Genomic DNA, 17,770 nt, shown 5'->3' on the forward strand with positions numbered 1-17,770 from the left:
TCTTACCTGTCCTGCAGCGGCGGCGGGGCGTCGATCCAATTCCATTCATTGTTGGCTACGAACAGGCTAACGGCTTGATGGTAGGTGATCCCCCAATCCTGAAAGGACCCTATCGTCTCCACAAACTCCAACATGCGTTCCTTCGTCGGATCGGCCAGCAGCTCATGCACCTGCTGTACGTATTGTACGGGTTTATCGGGCGCTCCCTCCACTGCACGCATGAACGATTTATGGCAAGGAAACAGGATCCGGTTGTAAGCGAGGATCAAACGGCCTGCGAACAAGACGACATTGCTAAGCGATTGGCTTAGTAAGTAGGGATTGTTCTGATCCAAAGCCCTTGCGGCAAAATATTTTCCATACAGCAATACCTGAGCGTAAAAATCCTTCAAATTCTGTTCCCGGTTTACTTCCGGGTATACGGGGATTTGCTGCAGCAGTGAGTCGATGCCGGGTATTCTCGAAAAAACAGCTCTGCTTCCGATAAAGGAAGCCCGGGTCGGTTCACTGCCGCGCTCTAACGCGCTTTCCAGAAACGCGTAGTTAATGATTTTGCCGTCGATATAGCCCTCGGGGTACGTGCACACATCCTTGTCATAATAACAAAGGCTGTGATCCCTTTTTCGCTTCTGAAATTCTTCGTCCGTTACAACCAGATAAACGTCGATATCGGAATCGTCACGCGCTACGCCTTGAGCAATAGATCCTGAAAGGATGATGGCGCGAAATGACTCATCCTGCTCCAGCAGCCGGATCAGGTTGGCAACCGATTCACGATGATGCTCTCTCAGCTTCAATGAATCCAGATTCATTACAGAACACCTCTTCTTCAATAAATTTCCTTCGCATAGTTAGACAAAAGGTTTCCTCGCCTTCCAAATGAACTTATGTTCTCTGATCCCCAACCGGCCTCCGATGTTATGCTCCGAAATACGCTCTTCCAGTTCCTGCTGATGTTCAGGTAACGTATAATCCGGATTGCCCGGAATCGAAGATAGCGCTTTCGTAAATTCCGTTCTATTCGGATAGTAAGTCACTGCCTCGTCATACTCTTCCATTTCGATATCGGTATACCGGTTGCGCGTTAATCTTTCCTGAACGGCATCCACACGATTATGAATACCGAAGATGATCCCGCCCGGGCAGAGTACTCTTGGGTGATCAATAATTGAGGTTGGCCCCCTCCGATCGTAAATGAGATCGAACTCTCCGTCTTGAAAGGGCAGCTCGGTTTTGGTCGTTGCATACACAAATCGAACATGGCTCACGCCTGCTTCTTCCCATAAACCATGGGCAATAGCCAGCAGGTTGGCTGAATTGTCAAATCCGGTCAGCCGCTTCGCATAAGGTGACATTTTCAATGTAAACTCGCCATGCCCACACCCGGCATCAAGTACGGACTCGCAAGCAGGCAGCATCTGAATCAAGCGCTGCTCGAAAATATCCTCTGCCGAAATACCTTCCACTGTACAAATGGCATTGCTTTTATACCCGCCGTTTCGCAATGCGATTTGATCATACCATTCCATTCCCATGAGGGTTCCTCCTGCAAATCGAAATGTACATTATTTCCAGATCTGGTTGGAAAGACAGTATACCATAATAGCCTGCTGGACATAAATTAAATTTTTTTTGAAAGCATGACCTACAAAATAATCCGAGGATATTACCTCTTCGCTTACTTCTTTCTCCCTATATACAGCAGATGGGAGGAAATGCCCAATATTGCGGGATCATTCGCAGCTGCAGTGAGAAACTCAATCAGCTTTTCGTACTCCCCTTTGTCTGTCCAATACTGTTTTTGCTCACTATTCAACAGTGTTCCAAAACTGGAGGAGCCGATCAAATCCAAGGTTTCAAATCCGTGGCTCTCCATAAAAGGTTTAATTTCATTAATTTGAAAGTAATAGGCTCCCGTAAACCGTCCTTTATCGTTATGATCAAAAATACCACTTCTATAAAACGCCTGGATTGAATCCATGCTGTCATGCGGTTTCCAATGCTCCGGGGACTGTAAAGAGGTAATCGACATCCTTATCCGGCTTTGGAACGCGACAAATACGATGCCGTTCCTTTTTGTTACCCGATACAGCTCTTTTACGGCGGAAACTCGCTCTGCTTCTTGCTGTAAATGGTACAGGGGGCCCAGCATCAAAGAAGCATCATACATTTCATTAAGTATCGCCTCTAATTGGGTTGCATTTAAGACATGAAAGCCATTGAATTGTTTCAGTACTCCTAATTCGCTTGCCTTTTGCTCTGCCATTTCAACCAGTCGAGGGGTCATGTCAGAGAGAGTGATCTCATAACCGAGTTTGGCCAACTCTATCGCATATTTGCCTGGCCCTGCCCCATTATCGAGTATCCTTCCAGATGGGGGAAGATATTTTCTTATGTACTGCAGATTAATTTGGAACTCCAGCGGCTCTCTATCCAACCTCCCCCACTCATCAAAGCTCGAATAATAATCAGTCACTTTGCTCATGCCAAAGCACCTCTCCCTCGCGATCATGTTTACGAAAAGACAAGAAAACCTATCGTCTGCAAAGAGGCGATAGGTTTAACCTTCACGGTACCACTCTTCTTGTTTCGTTGGCGTTTCGCCTTATTATAATTGGACTCAGTATACTATTTCCATATAATTCCTGTCAATACATCTAACTTCTCATTGGCATTTCCATTCGCTTTTCTACACAATATGTATACACACCGGCTCAGCTACCGCGATGGAGCGGCTGGCATCATGTGTCAGCCTCCCGCTGACCGGGTCCAGTTGGAACACCTCAATCGTATCGGTCTGCTGATTAGCCGCAAGCAGCAGCTTCCCTCCAGGAGCAATAGCAAAATTTCGCGGCGAGCTGCCATGCGTTGAAGTATGCTCGACATAGGTCAGCCGGCCTGAGTCCGGATCGATCCGGTACACCACAATACTGTTATGTCCTCGGTTCGAGCCGTAGAGGAATCTGCCGGACGGATCCAGATGCAGATCGGCACTCGTATTGCTTCCTGTAAAATCGGCTGGCAGCGTCGGAACGGTCTCCAACGCCGTTAGCTTTCCTTCTTCACCATCAAAAGCATACGCCGTGATCGTATTATTTAGCTCGTTGATGCCGTAAGCATAGGGCCGCTCAGGGTGAAAGACAAAATGTCTTGGGCCTGCACCTTCCGCTGCTGCCGTCTCGCTGTGTGCAACCAGCTGCTTCAGCTCGGCATCCCAGCGATAAACGATCAGCTTGTCTTGGCCTAAATCGGAGACCACGACATACTTCCCTTCAGGGTGAATGACGGCGGAATGGGTGTGCGGGCCCAGCTGCCTTTCCGTAGCCCCGCTTGCCCCTTCATGGGAGATGAGCTGGAGCAGCGGCTCCAACAGATCACCAGAACCGGACAAAGGAAACACGCTGACGCTTCCGCTGGAATAGTTCGTTGCAAGCAGCAGCCGCGATTGCTTCTCGTTCAGCACACTGACGTAGCAGGGGTCTTTGCCAAGGGTACGCTGTCTGTTCAATTCGTGCAGACGGCCGGAAGCAGAATCCCGTTCATAGCTCACGACTTCCCCGCCCAATTGCCCTTGCACTTCCTGCACCTCACTGACTGCATAAAGCCGCTCTGTCTGAGCATCCGTTGTCAGAAACGATGCGTTTTTAATCGTTGTTACCGTTTGCAAAAGCTGCGTCTCCCCGGTTCCTGTATCCAAACGATACAGGGACACCCCCGCATCGCTTTTGTTCGTATAAGAACCCACGTACATGTAGACTGATTGCCCTTTTTCCTCAATAGAGCTCATCATCGGAGCCTCCTATTCTTTCTTTACACCTCTAAACGGTAAAATACCGCTGCATTCCGTCCCAGCACATCGTCCAGCTCCGTATCGGAAAGCTGCTTCGGAAGCGTATTACGGAGCAATGCATACACCTCGGAATATTGTGCAGCCAGCAGGCAGACCGGCCAGTCGCTGCCGTACATGACCCGTTTTGTTCCGAAATGCTCCACGATATGATGGACATAGGGTACGAAATGAGCTTCCTCCCAATGGTCGTGGTCCGCTTCCGTTACCATGCCCGAGAGCTTGCAGTAGACGCCAGGGAAATCTTTGGCGATACGGGCCATATGCGTTTGCCAAGGCTCCAGCTCCTGCTTGGAGATTACCGGTTTGGCGATATGATCGATCACCGCCCGTAAATTCGGAACAAGCTCCAACAGCTTATAGGTGTCCTCCACCTGATGCGACTTAATCAGGACGTCCACAGGAAACTGCTCCTTTTCCATAAAACGCAGGCCTTCCAGAACCCCCGGACGAAAGGCGAACTCCATATCGATATCCTGGAGCATGATTCGGATTCCTTTGAAAAAGGGATTTTGACGAAGCCTTGCATAGTCCTCCTGATAGGTTGGACTCTCCAGATCAAGCCACCCTACCACGCCTGCAATCGTATCCGTCTGCTCGCACAAGCTCAGCATGAAATCCGTCTCCGCCACCGTTGGTTCCGCCTGCACGACAATTGTCTTCTGAATACCGTTGGCCTGAAGATGCGCTTCCAAATCCTTCGGCAAATAAGTTTGGTATAGGACCGGCACGTCCGGCGTCAGCCATCCGTAATCCCCGCGGTCCAGACTCCAGTAATGCTGATGCGAATCAATTCTCATCCCCGGTATCTCCTCACCATCCATGGTTTACAAGCTTGTGATGTTGTTCCCACTTACGATGATAATATAGGAGAAGCGGTTTCACAACCTCCACACCAACAGCAAAAAAACACCCGGGAGTGATCCGTTCTTCAGCGGATGGTTCAAGCAACTAAAAAGAAGGGCCCTCCCTGTACCGGGAAAGCCCTCGCTTTTGACGTACGGCCAGGCCTGGCTAGCCCTAAGATTCAGGCTTAGCATGAACGGCTGTGCACGCACGCGTCATTCTTTATTCGGCTCTAATAAGGAATCACCGATCAGTTCAAGACAAACGATGGCATTCAAGCACCATTGGGAAACGGAATTCGTCGAAATCCACGGAATTTCGTGAATGTCTCTGATGTACTCGGCTCTCGAAACCGGCAGCCGCTCCGCAGCCAGCTTCAAATCCCCCATCCCTGCGTCGTTCAGCAGAATCGTCCAGGCCTGCTTGGCCAATGCCTCATCCTTATACTTCCGCGCGGCAAAGGCGGCTATGCCGGTAGAAAACATCGGCCACGCATAGCCTCCGCTCGGCATATCCCCAACCAGCTGCTGCTCCTTCTGTTCTCTCGGCAAATTGTAAAAGGCGCCGATTTCGGCTAGCATCTCATCCCAATCCGGGTCTTTCAGCATAAGCGACAGCTCCATCCATACTTGCGGACCACCCATACAGATGGCCAGATGGCCTCCCGCGTTATTGCCCATATCGAACAGCCGGCCGGTTTTCGGATCATAGCCATGAACGGCCAGGTTCCGCATCCGGTTCGGCATCTGCTTCAATGATTCGATGCCCGTAAGCAGCTTGTCACGGTACGAAGTATCCTCCGTCCGTTCCCAACGGGTCATCCAGTTCGAGGTAAAAGCGGCCCAGTCCGGTCCCACGCGGGCGTGTGTCGGGTATTCGTCCTTCGGAAAGTAATAGCGCATCGGATCCAAATGGACGGTCGTATAATCGGAATCGACCACTTCATTCATGATGTCTCCAATCCGCTCATCCGCTGTCAAGTAATAGTAATAGCGGTGCAGCCCCGCCATTGAAATCCGCGCTTCCTTACAGCCGCAGCCCCAATGCACGACGTTATGACGGGAGCCCAAGCCCGCATATTCTCCGAAATGATATACATCCGCTTCGCTTGTATGCCGGGTCATCGCCTCCGCCATCCGAAACACATCCGCTCTGCCTGTCCGAAGGAACATGAGCCACAGCCACATGTTGGGCACCAGCTCCGTATTTTGCCAAGCGCAGCCTCCGATGTCGTAGCGCCAAGTATGGCGCACCGTGTCATAGCTGTGCATGACATCGCCATAATCCCAGAAGCCGTACCATCTGCGCTGTTCGATTTCCTGCTGGTAAAATGCAATGGCAGCCTCCAGCTGATCCTCGACGGCTCCTTTGACCGGGGAGCTGCGGTCCGGAAGACTCCACACGCCGAACGCTTGGGTGCGATGGTAGTACTCCGGCTCGCAAACCAGCAAGGACGGCGATTGCGTTTCCGCCGTAAGCGCCAGCAGCTCATCGTGGCTCGGCGTACGATCGCAGCACCATAAAGACAGCTCGCTCGTATTGGCCACCCCGTAAGGCGTGCTCCGCATTTCGTCGAAGCCTTCGTACGAGGATTGAAGATGCGTCGTCGTATCATAATGGCGCAGGTCCATCGCCGGCGCGTCCGGAGACCAGAACCACAGCGTCATCTCGGCCGTTTCCTTCGACAGCCCACTCAGCTCAAGTGAAGACGGATGCTTCCGCCAAAAGTTTCTGACCCCCGCGGCCAAGCCCCCGTGCTCCCCGCCGGCAAACACCAATCCGTTGGAACGGTTCCCTGCCGCTGCCCGAATCCATGCACAGCCTTCCTGAGTGCGCTTCGAGATCGTATACGAGTCCGCAGATTGCTGAACCAGCTTGTAGCTGTCCCATACGGCAGATTCTTCGATCAGCCCGATAAACCGCGCATCCTCCTCTGGATCGAACGCCACCTTTTCTCCAGCCGATTGGCGCTTGAATAGCTCCTCGTACTTCCCTGTGGTCCGGATCGTCATCAAATGCTTCGGAGATTCAATGAACAAGCCGGTATCGCCCGCAAAGCGAATATGGCGGTTATATAACGGTCCTTGCATCGGCATAGCGAAGGTCATGCCAAGCCCTTTGATGAAATCCATATGCGGGTTGCCGTCATACATAAACGTATGAACAGCCTTAATGGAATGCTGACCGGCATAGAAATACAGGCGCAATGTAAAAGGAAGCCATTCCCTGACACCCGAGGTCAGCTTATGACGACCTTCCACCCTGACAACAGCGCGAACGGGGCCGCTCTGTTCGATAACCGCTTCGGTCACGAGGCTGACGTAGTCATGCTCTTTGATCGAACGCTGACCGGAGGTGCAATGCCGTTCCTCCACAATACAGCGCAGCTTTCCGTCAGTGCAAAGAAGCGTATCGCCGCGATAGATCGCGCTTACGACAGACGCCCCCCGCTTATTCAACAGACAGCGGATGCTTCCCGTATCCACTTCAATGACATCCCCTTGCTGCGATACGGCAACCTGTTCGGCTGTAGTCTGCGAGCGGTCCTGGTTCCGCTTGGTTAAGGAATAAGAAGCCGAGCGGCTGTCTGGCATGGACACCGCATGAGCGGACCATTTTACACTGCCATCGGGCCAATAAGCCGTAGGCCAGCTTTGTACCGGAAGCTCCGCCTCATCATCGCCGCGAAGAGAGAACGTTTCGCCCCGTTGAAGCTCCCCTTCCGCCCAGGGCACACCCCAAGTGACACCTGCTGCTGGAGCTTTGTGCTCCGTATTGCTATCTAACCAGCCCAATCGGATGGATTGGTCTTCCGAATGCTTTCCCATGTCCTCGTCTCCCCGCATTTTGCAATCCTTCGCATCGATTATTTGCTTGCCAGTGTCTCCGTCAGCAGCATGATCGCCAACGCTTGTCCATAAGCTGTAGGGCAAATCGGAATGTTCAAATAATGCTCGTCGTTCATGCCGATCGCAGTGCCATAGGAAACCTGCAGCACCGTACCGTCCTCATCAATGTTAGCAATCACTGCTTGTACCGCCTTCTCTGCCGTAGCCGCATACGAAGCGTCCAGATATCCTTGGCGGACTGCCTTCAAAATACCGTAGCCGAATCCCGCCGTAGCCGAAGTCTCGGTGTAAGAAGACGGGTCTGTCAAAATGGTGTGCCACATGCCGTCCGATTCCTGAAGCTTGGCCAAAGTTCTCGCCTGCGCCTCCAGCGCTTCCAGCAAATAACGCTTGACCGGTCCTTCCAATTCGGCAATTTCCAGAAACTCCACGACACCGGCTGTAAACCAGCAGTTGCCGCGGGCCCACAGTGTGCGTCCGAAGTGATGTCGGCCGATGAAGCTCCAGCCATGGAACCACAACCCGGTCTCAGGGTCATGCAAATATTTGATATGCAGCAAAAATTGGTAGACCGCTTCGTCCACATACTCCTGCTTGCCGGTCACTTTGCCCATCTTGGCCAAGAACAGCACGGTCATGAACAGCGTGTCGTCCCACAGCTGCTCCACATTATCCTCAATGATCGTAATATGCTGAAGTCCGCCCTCCTCGGTGCGAGGCATGTCGTACATGACCCATTCCGCCCATTCGGAGCAGACGTTCAGGTAAGCTTCGTTCTTGGTCTGCTCGTACAAGTGAATCAGGGCGAGCAGAGGCGCGACGGAATTGACATTTTTGGGAGGCAGCCCCTCAGCCAGATGACGGTCATACCAGTCAATGAGAAAATCCGTATACTCCTGTTTTCCTGTGAATCGGGTATATTTGAATAAACCGTACAAGGCAACACCGAGCGGCCATTCCCAGACATCAAAGTCCATATGGTCATTGGCATTGTCCTTGTTAGCCGACACCAGACGCTGGAACACCTTCTCCAATAGCTCTGCCGTGTTCGTAACGGTTACCTCTTGATTCGATTGCTGCATCATTGACACACTCCCTTAAATTGATTTAATGGATATGAAGGTGAGCGCAAGCGTTTTCATCTGCCAGATGAGGGGCAGTAACAGCTCGTCCTGCTCTGTGGAAAGCAATGGATTGCGTTAAGATCTATGTATACGATACCTTTATTTGTTTTTGTTTTCAACCGTTTTCTTTTGAATTTCTTTTTTAATGCAATGAGAAAACCCATTCAACTGGACATTGAAAACCGCAAATTGTAAAATCCCCTGCGAAAAAGAAAGCAGGGGATTGCATGCTTGCTATTCAACTGATCTTGCCGGATAACGTCCGGCGCGTCGGCAATTATTTTTTCAAACGGATTACGTTCCAGGAAAGCTTCGGCAGCACCGCTTGAAGGAGGCCATCCTTCACCTCAGCGTTACCGCGGTTATGCGGAACGACACGATTAGGCTCTTTCTCGGTATTCGTCGCCTTCACGTCTTCATTCTCGAGCACCAGGTGCTCTACAACCTTAAAGCCGGAGAAGCCGCGAATATCGCAATCCAGCAGCAAGCCGCCGGTCGTATCCTTGTTCACGGCAAATACGGTAAGCTCTTCGTTCTCCTCGTTGTATACCGCAATGGATTCAAGATACGGTACATCCGTGAAATCTTTACTGTCATACTTAGGCGAGCTGATGATCGGATTCAACGCAACGCCTCTTCCATATACCGATGCATGCATATAAGGATAGAAAATGGTTTGACGCCAGGCGTCCCCGCCGTTAGTCGTCATAATCGGAGCAATAACATTGACCAACTGAGCCATGCAGGCAATCTTCACGCGATCGGAATGACGAAGCAGCGTGATCAGCAGGCTTCCTACCAATAAAGCATCCTCGAAGGTGTATACATCCTCCAGCTGCGGCGGCGCTATCGTCCAAGGCTCCAGCTTCCGGTCGGCTTCATTGGAGTGGAACCACACATTCCATTCGTCAAACGACAGGAACATCGTTTTCTTCGAGCGCTTCTTCGCCTTGATATAATCGCAAATGGCAACCACCTCGTGGATAAAAGCATCCATGTCCAAGGATCTCGCCAAGAAATTTTCGATATTGTTATCCCGGTTCCCGTAATACGTATGCAGCGACAAATACTCAACATGGTCATACGTATGATCCAGCACCGTAGCTTCCCACTCCGCATAGGTAGCCATGGCACGGCTGGAGCTGCCGCAGGCGACCAGCTCAATCGTCGGATCGACCCACTTCATCACCTTGGCCGCTTCCAAAGCAATACGTCCGTATTCATTCGCCGTTTTATGACCGATTTGCCAAGGCCCGTCCATCTCGTTGCCCAGGCACCAGGTTTTAATCTTATGAGGCTCCTTGTAGCCGTGCGAGATGCGCAAATCACTATAATAAGAGCCGGAGGTATGATTGCAATATTCCACCAGATTACGGGCCGCATCAATGCCGCGTGTTCCAAGATTGATAGCCATGTTGACCTCGCTGTTTACCCGCTTGGCCCACTGCATAAATTCATTGGTCCCGATCCAGTTCGGCTCGGTTGTCCGCCAAGCCAGCTCGAGCCTGCGCGGTCTGGCTTCAACCGGCCCTACGCCGTCCTCCCAATTGTAACCGGATACGAAATTCCCGCCCGGATAACGAATAATCGGCACGTCGATTTCATTAATCAGATCGATCACATCCTGACGGAACCCCTGCTCATCCGCCGTAGGGTGGTCCGGTTCATAAATTCCGCCATACACGGCACGGCCCAAATGCTCGATGAACGAACCGTAAATACGTTTGTCCACCTCTGCAATAGTGAAGTCTTTCTCCAGCACCATCTTCGCTTTCTTCAAATCCGCCACGTTCTTCTCCTCTTTCCATCGTTTATTTTAAATTAATATAAAACAATTTAAACTTTTATTTTCATCCTTATTTTAAAAGAAAGCTGTTTCTTCTGTCAATAACAAAATAAACACGGCATCCATCGATGCTTATACAGGAGTGAAGCTTTTCTTTTCGCTCATTTTACTTTATACTTTATTAAAACAATCGATGACACGAGGAGTTTGTCCACCTATGATTCATATCAAAGACTTAAAAACAGGCTTGAACCTATTCAAGGCATTGAGCTCCGATATCCGGCTGCAAATTATTGAACTGCTTGCTGAGCACGAGCATCTGAATTTAAATGATTTGGCCCACAAGCTGGATTTGACGAACGGCGCTATTACTATGCATATCAAGAAGCTGGAGGAGAGCGGACTGATTGAGATTCAAACCGCGGTAGGCAAGCATGGCATCCAAAAAATATGTTATCTGAACGAAAACAAGCTTGTCGTAGAACTAAAAAGTCAGGAAAAAGGAAACAATATTTATGAGGTCGACATTCCGGTAGGACGCTACAGCTCTTATGAGGTAAAACCGACCTGCGGAATGGCAACCCGCGACAAAATCATCGGCGAGTTCGACGATCCGCGATATTTCGCCGACCCTCAGCATATTCACGCCGACATTGTATGGCTGACGGAGGGACACTTCGAGTATCGGATCCCGAATTATTTGAAATCGAACCAGCAGTTCGAGGAGCTTCAATTCATTATGGAGATCGGTTCGGAGGCACCCGGATACTGTAATAATTGGCCTTCGGATATTTATTTCTATGTGAATGATCAAGAGATCGGCTATTGGACTAGCCCAGGGGACTTCGGCGGGGTGAGAGGAACGTTTAACCCGGACTGGTGGCCTCTCAGCTTAAACCAGTACGGACTGCTCAAGCTGATCCGTATCAACAAGGACGGCTCCTTTATTGACGGAACCAAGGTTTCCGAAATAACGCTGGATCATATCGGACTTGATTATAAAAGCGATATCAAGCTGAAAATCGGCGTGCCAGCCCACGCCAAGAACCCCCATGGCCTCACCTTATTCGGCAGCCACTTCGGCAACTACAATCAAAACATTACCGCTCGCGTCCTATATCAGCAGCAGATGTAAACAATATAAGGTTTCAACAGCCGCGGGCAGGGGGAATCACCTCTGCCCTGTTCTTTTTTTAATGAATCCGTTCATGAAAAAGGGGATGGATTCACTTTTTTTATGGCAAATAATGGGAAAACCATGGAATTCATAGATTCTGTAGTAAAATTGTAAAACTATTTTAATGTTATTTTAATAATCGTAATATATCCTATTTACATATCCAATATTAGGTTGGTGATCAATGATGAAACTATTTATTACTATTCACAACAAAAAGGTACCTGTGTACACCGATGAAAAGACAAATAAGAAATTTAATTTATTAAAATCCGCCGTGGAATCGAAGCTCGTTAAAGGAAGAAAAGCAGTGAAGAAATGCCTGGACTCCTTGATCAGCATCGAAATCGTAGGCTGCGAAGCGATTCTTCATTCCCTGAACGAACGAGACTCGCTCGCTTTATCCCTCTATTAATCTATGAAAACAAACAGCTTGAAATTTTAGCATAGGCCGGGACAACAGCTTCGCCGTCTTCGAAGGCATCCGTGTGTCACAATTCACTGCATAGGCAGACCGGATGTACACACAAAAAAAACAAAATCCAGACCTTTCCCGGAAGGGTCTGGATTTTGTAATGCCTGCAAAACGTCATTCGATGTAGCGTTCCTTCAGCACGTTCAAATGATGCAACTCATGCCCGATGATAATACATGCCAACGCTAGCGGGGTCATGGGACCGCCGTTGACGTTGCCTTGGCGCTGCCATGCTTCATCGTTCAAGCCTGCAAGCAGCGATAGCGTGGAATGCCTTACGAGACGAAGCTCTTCAAGCAAATAAGCGGTTGCCAGCCCGTCGAAGGACGCCCCCGGCACATAGATATCCTGATCATAGCCAGGCAAGGGCCCTGTCTCGCCGCGGGCAATACAGAGAAGCCGGTAAGCCATGATCCGTTCATTATCGGAGATATGACCTACAACCTGCTTGACCGACCATTTGTCAGGTGCATACCGGTGCTCCCACTGCTCTTCGCTTAAGGACTCCAGCCACCCGAGCACGGTCTGGTGCTGAGCCTGCAGAATCGTTAGCAGTTCACCTTCAGGCACCAGCCCTATATACATCTCATAAAACGGATTGTATTCCCCCTGCCGAGGTCTTAACTTCATCTCAAACCACCCTCTCCCACTTAAGATTTTAAAAAGATTCGACACGCATCCATCCTATTCCTTCCATGGATATAATCCCCTGACATCCAACGAAAAAATGACAGCTTCTTCTGGCATCGCCGAACCTGAAAAGGTACAATAAGGCTACTTCTACTATACCTATACCGACTCATGGAGAAACGAACCTTATGACAGAACTGCCTATTGAATCCGCACTGCCGGAGCTTATAAAAGCGCTTGGCGCAAACACGGGCGCCGTGCTCGTCGCCCCGCCCGGAGCAGGCAAGACGACCCGTGTCCCTCTCGCCCTATTGAATGAGTCTTGGCTCGCCGGACGCAAAATATTGATGCTCGAGCCCAGACGTCTCGCGGCGCGTGCCGCCGCCCGCTTCATGGCCTCCGCATTGGACGAGCCCGTCGGACAAACAGTCGGCTACCGGGTGAAGCTGGACTCCAAAACAAGCCCGTCCACCCGGATTGAAGTGATCACAGAAGGCGTGCTGACGCGTTTGCTGCAGGCCGATCCGGCGCTGGAGGATGTCGGCCTCGTCATCTTCGATGAATTTCACGAGCGCAGCCTCCATGCCGATACCGGGCTGGCGCTCTGCCTGCAATCGCAGGCGCTGCTGCGCGACGACCTGCGCCTGCTGGTGATGTCGGCGACACTGGACGCCGAGCCCGTTGCCCAGCTGCTGAACGAGGCTCCGATCGTCCTGAGTGAAGGCCGCAGCTATCCGGTGGAGACAATCTTCCGGGAGAAGCGCGTGGACGGACGCATCGAGCCCGAGCTCGTCCGCACGATTCAGACGGCACTAGCGGATCATGCAGGCGATCTGCTCGTGTTCCTGCCCGGTGAAGGCGAAATTCGCCGTGTACAGGCTAGACTGCGGGAGCTTGAACTTGGTCCGGGCGTCCGGATCACGCCGCTGTACGGCAGCTTGCCGCAGGAAGCGCAGGATCAGGCGATCGCTCCCAGCCCGCCGGGAACCCGCAAAATCGTACTCGCCACATCGATTGCCGAGTCGAGCTTAACCGTCGAAGGCGTCCGCATCGTCATCGACTCCGGGCTGATGCGTGTGCCGCGCTTCTCGCCGCGCACCGGGATGACCTCGCTCGCGACGGTTCCCGTCTCGCGTGCGTCCGCGGATCAACGCCGCGGACGTGCAGGGCGCCTCGCCCCCGGCGTCTGCTACCGCCTGTGGACCGAGGCCGACGACCGCCGTCTGGCGTCCCGGACGACGCCGGAAATGCTCGAGGCGGACCTCGCCGCCCTCGCGCTGGAGCTGGCCGCCTGGGGCGTCGCCGACCCGGCCGAGCTGCTCTGGCTCGACCCGCCGCCTGCCGCGGCCTTCGCGCAGGCGCGGGAGCTGCTCCGCCAGCTCGGCGCGCTGAACGGCGACGGCGGCATCACGCCGCACGGCAAAAGCATGGCCGAGCTCGGGCTGCACCCCCGGCTCGCGCACATGATGCTGCAAGCCGTGCCCTTGCAGCTGGGCGAGCTGGCCTGCGAGCTGGCCGCGCTGCTGAACGAGCGCGACATGCTGCGGAGCGAGCCGCAGGCCGCGAACGCGGATGTGCGCCTGCGGCTTGAAGCGCTGCGGCGCAGCACGCCGCAGGCTGGCGCGCGGGAAGCGTCGGGTGAGCTGCCCGGCGGTGAAGCCTTCTACCAAGGCTTCACCGTCGACACCGTGGCATGCCGCCGGATTGCAGCCGAGGCAAGCCAGTGGAAGCGGGCGCTTCGGCTGTCACAAGACTCCCACCGCTCCGGGGACATAGACGCGTGCGGCATGCTGCTCGCGTTCGCCTACCCGGACCGGATCGGTCAGCAGCGTACGACGGGCCGTTTTCTGCTGCGCAACGGCCGAGGTGCCGCCTTTGGCGTCGTGCAGCCGCTATCCCGTGCGGCCTATCTGGTCGCTGCATCGCTGGACGATCAAGGCCAGGACAGCCGCATTCATCTGGCTGCGCCTCTGGAGCTGCAGGAGCTTGAAGCCTGCATGAGGGATCAAATTACCGAGGAATCGGTGATTGAATGGGACCGCACCGTCCAGGCCGTGCGCGCCCGCAAACGGAGACGTCTTGGCGCGCTGACGCTCGGAGAGCAAACGATCGTCAATCCCAGCCCTGACGAGGCGTTAGCCGCAGTGCTCCAGGGAATTGCAATGGAAGGCCTGTCCATCCTTCCGTGGTCCAAGGCCTCGCGTCAGCTGCAGCTGCGCCTGCAGTTTATGCATCATGCAGACCCAGCCAACTGGCCGGACGCCTGTGAGCAAGCCCTGCTGGACTCGATGGAGGAATGGCTGGCTCCCCACCTGTACGGGATGAGAAGCCGTGCCGATCTGGCACGTCTCAACCTGCACGACATCCTGGAGGCGTGGCTGCCGTGGGAACAGCGCAAGGAGCTCGACGCTTATGCGCCTACGCACTTTCAGGTCCCCAGCGGCTCCCGCATCGCTATCGACTACAACGAACCGTCACAGCCGCTGCTGTCCGTTCGGCTGCAGGAAATGTTCGGACTGCTCGACACCCCGCGTATCGGACGCGGCAGAGTACCCCTCACCCTGCACCTGCTGTCACCGGCCAGTCGGCCCGTGCAGGTCACGCAGGATTTGGCCAGCTTCTGGTCCGGCACCTACTTCGAGGTCAAAAAGGATTTGAAGGGACGCTACCCGAAGCATTATTGGCCGGATGATCCGCTTATTGCCCAGCCGACAAATCGGGTCCGGCCCCGAACATAAAGCTTCGAAAAAAAAGACGCCTCCATTCCACTTCTCTTGTGGCAATGGTGGCGTCTTTGCCATTCTGATAAACTAAGCCAACAGACCAGGCTAGACATGATTTCCTTTTCTCACGTTTTCCCAGACCGCCGCTAACAATCTTTTTAGATTTTCTAATTAAAGCTTAACGAACACTGTTCTTTACGAACTATGTTCGTTGTGGTATAACTTAGATAAGTTAATCGCTTATAAGAATGGGCTTCAATAAATAAAACTTCACACAAGGAGCTGAATTTTATGACTCATCCAACCCTGCAACAAAAACGTATTGCCATCATCGGTGCAGGTCCAGGGGGCCTGACGTTAGCCCTGATTCTCCAGAAGCACGACATTAGTTCAGTCGTCTATGAACGGGAGCCCCGAGATACAAACCGCGAAAGAGGAGGTTCCCTGGATATTCACGAGGAATCCGGGCAGAAAGCGCTCAGAGCAGCTGGGCTTTACGAGAAATTTCAGGAATGGGTTCGATATGAGGGTGAGGACTTCCGGATCTTGGATAAAACCGGAAAGATTTATATCGACGAAGTGACGGAGCCGGACGTTAAAGGGAGCCGGCCGGAAATTGATCGGGGCGAGCTGTGCGATTTACTGTTAAGCGCCATCGATACCGACTGCATCAAGTACGGCTACAAGCTGGACCGGGCTGTCTCTCTTGATAATGGGATGACCGAGCTTCATTTCGAGAATGGAACCATCGATACCGTTCATCTTCTGGTCGGAGCCGACGGAGCCTTCTCGCGAGTGCGTCCGCTGCTCTCTGACACGAATGCCGAATACGCAGGACTTACCATGTTAGAGCTCAACGTTCATAATGCAGCCGAGAAGTATCCCGATTTGGCGGAATTAAACAGGCGCGGTAAAATGTTTGCTCTAAGCGATCACAAAGGCATTCTCGGTCAACTGAACGGTGACGGCCGGATTAAGGTTTATGCAAGCTTTGAGGCTGAACGGGAATGGCTGGAAACCTGCGGCATTCCGTTCGATCAGCCTGCAGAAGCAAAGCGCCGTCTATTAGAGCTGTTCAACGACTGGGACGACTCGCTCAAAAATTATATCCGCTACGCCGAAGACTCTATCCTGCCGAGAAGAATTTACATGCTTCCCGTCCATTTTAAGTGGCAGCGCAATCCTGGAGTCACGCTTATCGGAGACGCTGCCCATGTCATGTCGCCTTTTGCAGGCGAAGGTGTGAATCTGGCGATGCAGGATGCTATGGAGCTAGCGTTTGCACTCATTCAAAACCATGATTTTGCCCAAGCCATTGAGACGTATGAAGAAAAAATGTATCACTATTCTTCTGAAAAGGCACGGGAAACGTATGACAACTTAAAACTGTGCTTCTCCGACGATGCTGCCAGCAAGCTGGCAGATTTAATGAATCAATACCATGAGCCATACACCGGGCATGAAGATGAAGGGTGAAGCATTTACTAATTATTTTGAGCGTGTTATAAATGAAATATGATGAATCCTAAACGAACCATTGTTAGCCGTCGATCCCGCCCAGCCAAGGAGCCGCTGAGCCATGAGCTCATTGTCAGAACAGCCTATTCTCTTCTGAAAGAAGAGGGAATGCAGGGCATGACGATGCGCAAGATTGCCAAAGCACTTGATACGGGGCCTTCTTCGTTGTATGTCTACGTTAAAAATCTTCAAGAATTGAATGCATATGTAATGGATTACGGTCTGAGTGAGCTTGTTTTGCCCCCAGCAGACGAAAGCTCATGGAATATCAGGCTGTTCGGCGCTCTGGATAATTATCTCATGCTGCTGTACGAGCAACCAGGCCTTGCCGAGTTGTCACTCACTACAATACCCATGGGTGTTAACTTCCTGCGGCTTACTGAATACATTCTCGCCGCTCTGCATGAAGCGGGAATCCGTGACAGATCAGCGGCGTGGGGGGTTGACCTGTTCTTATTTTACGTTTCATCCGTGGCGTTTGAACAAACTTCTTGGAAGAAGAATGAAGGCATGCAGATGTCGGTCATAAAGGAATCGTTTTTGTCTGCCGATCCGACTCATTATCCGATGATCGCCAGCCTCAGTGAGGAAATGTTCACTGGAGACAATGCCTCGAAGGAACGGTTCCGCTGGGGACTTGAAGTGATTTTACAAGGAATTGTACAGTCGTACAAATAAAAGGCCATCCGCTGTGGGATGGCCTCTTATTTTGGCATTGCGAGCGGCGCGGGGAAGCTTAGCTTCATTACCAGCTCCGCTGAAAACTTATAAATTCTATCATTATAAAAAACGACC

The 17,770-nt window shown here is 52.1% G+C and carries 14 protein-coding genes; 5 read left to right on the forward strand and 9 right to left on the reverse strand.

What is annotated here, in order from left to right:
• Positions 1-2: 2 nt before the first annotated feature.
• The 8 genes from CF651_RS29315 to arfA form a co-directional block, all read right to left on the reverse strand.
• Positions 3-812 (reverse strand): nucleotidyltransferase domain-containing protein, encoded by an 810-nt coding sequence (locus CF651_RS29315; protein ID WP_094018409.1) that lies wholly within the window; start codon positions 810-812, stop codon positions 3-5.
• A 39-nt stretch (positions 813-851) separates the two neighbouring features.
• Positions 852-1,535, reverse strand: a complete 684-nt coding sequence (locus tag CF651_RS29320; RefSeq protein ID WP_094018410.1) for a class I SAM-dependent methyltransferase — start codon at positions 1,533-1,535, stop codon at positions 852-854.
• 143 nt (positions 1,536-1,678) lie between these two features.
• Positions 1,679-2,485, reverse strand: a complete 807-nt coding sequence (locus tag CF651_RS29325) for a class I SAM-dependent methyltransferase (protein WP_094018411.1) — start codon at positions 2,483-2,485, stop codon at positions 1,679-1,681.
• Between the two features lie 204 nt (positions 2,486-2,689).
• Positions 2,690-3,790 carry a lactonase family protein gene (locus CF651_RS29330; RefSeq protein WP_094018412.1) on the reverse strand — a complete coding sequence of 367 codons (1,101 nt, stop codon included), beginning with the start codon at positions 3,788-3,790 and terminating at the stop codon, positions 2,690-2,692.
• A gap of 20 nt (positions 3,791-3,810) precedes the next feature.
• Entirely contained in the window at positions 3,811-4,647 is an 837-nt protein-coding gene (locus CF651_RS29335) for an amidohydrolase family protein (protein ID WP_094018413.1), read from the reverse strand.
• A gap of 261 nt (positions 4,648-4,908) precedes the next feature.
• On the reverse strand, positions 4,909-7,521 hold the full coding sequence (locus CF651_RS29340; RefSeq protein ID WP_245856205.1) for an exo-rhamnogalacturonan lyase family protein: 2,613 nt from the start codon (positions 7,519-7,521) through the stop codon (positions 4,909-4,911).
• 38 nt (positions 7,522-7,559) lie between these two features.
• The gene (gene bglB / locus CF651_RS29345; protein ID WP_218827886.1) at positions 7,560-8,627 is read right to left on the reverse strand and encodes a beta-galactosidase BglB; all 1,068 of its coding nucleotides are present in this window, start codon (positions 8,625-8,627) and stop codon (positions 7,560-7,562) included.
• 316 nt (positions 8,628-8,943) lie between these two features.
• Positions 8,944-10,431 (reverse strand): arabinosylfuranosidase ArfA, encoded by a 1,488-nt coding sequence (gene arfA, locus CF651_RS29350; protein WP_094018465.1) that lies wholly within the window; start codon positions 10,429-10,431, stop codon positions 8,944-8,946.
• Between the two features lie 238 nt (positions 10,432-10,669).
• Here arfA and CF651_RS29355 point away from each other — a divergent pair, with 238 nt between their 5' ends.
• Both CF651_RS29355 and CF651_RS29360 read left to right on the forward strand, forming a co-directional pair.
• On the forward strand, positions 10,670-11,587 hold the full coding sequence (locus CF651_RS29355) for an ArsR/SmtB family transcription factor (protein WP_094018414.1): 918 nt from the start codon (positions 10,670-10,672) through the stop codon (positions 11,585-11,587).
• Between the two features lie 229 nt (positions 11,588-11,816).
• Positions 11,817-12,044, forward strand: a complete 228-nt coding sequence (locus tag CF651_RS29360; protein WP_094018466.1) for a 3-dehydroquinate dehydratase — start codon at positions 11,817-11,819, stop codon at positions 12,042-12,044.
• Between the two features lie 174 nt (positions 12,045-12,218).
• Here CF651_RS29360 and CF651_RS29365 read toward each other — a convergent pair whose 3' ends face one another.
• A complete protein-coding gene (locus tag CF651_RS29365) occupies positions 12,219-12,734 on the reverse strand; it encodes a DinB family protein (protein ID WP_094018415.1) in 516 nt (171 codons plus the stop codon).
• A gap of 188 nt (positions 12,735-12,922) precedes the next feature.
• On the opposite strand from CF651_RS29365, the gene hrpB reads away from it, so the two are divergent.
• The 3 genes from hrpB to CF651_RS29380 all read left to right on the forward strand — a co-directional run bounded on the left by hrpB (position 12,923) and on the right by CF651_RS29380 (position 17,653).
• Entirely contained in the window at positions 12,923-15,472 is a 2,550-nt protein-coding gene (gene hrpB / locus CF651_RS29370) for an ATP-dependent helicase HrpB (RefSeq protein ID WP_094018416.1), read from the forward strand.
• Positions 15,473-15,748: 276 nt separating this feature from the next.
• Positions 15,749-16,933: an FAD-dependent oxidoreductase gene (locus CF651_RS29375; RefSeq protein ID WP_094018417.1), complete on the forward strand. Its 1,185-nt coding sequence runs from the start codon at positions 15,749-15,751 to the stop codon at positions 16,931-16,933.
• 39 nt (positions 16,934-16,972) lie between these two features.
• A complete protein-coding gene (locus tag CF651_RS29380) occupies positions 16,973-17,653 on the forward strand; it encodes a TetR/AcrR family transcriptional regulator (RefSeq protein WP_094018418.1) in 681 nt (226 codons plus the stop codon).
• Positions 17,654-17,770 lie beyond the last annotated feature (117 nt).

The sequence above is a fragment of the Paenibacillus rigui genome, assembly GCF_002234615.1.
Lineage (GTDB): Bacteria > Bacillota > Bacilli > Paenibacillales > NBRC-103111 > Paenibacillus_S > Paenibacillus_S rigui.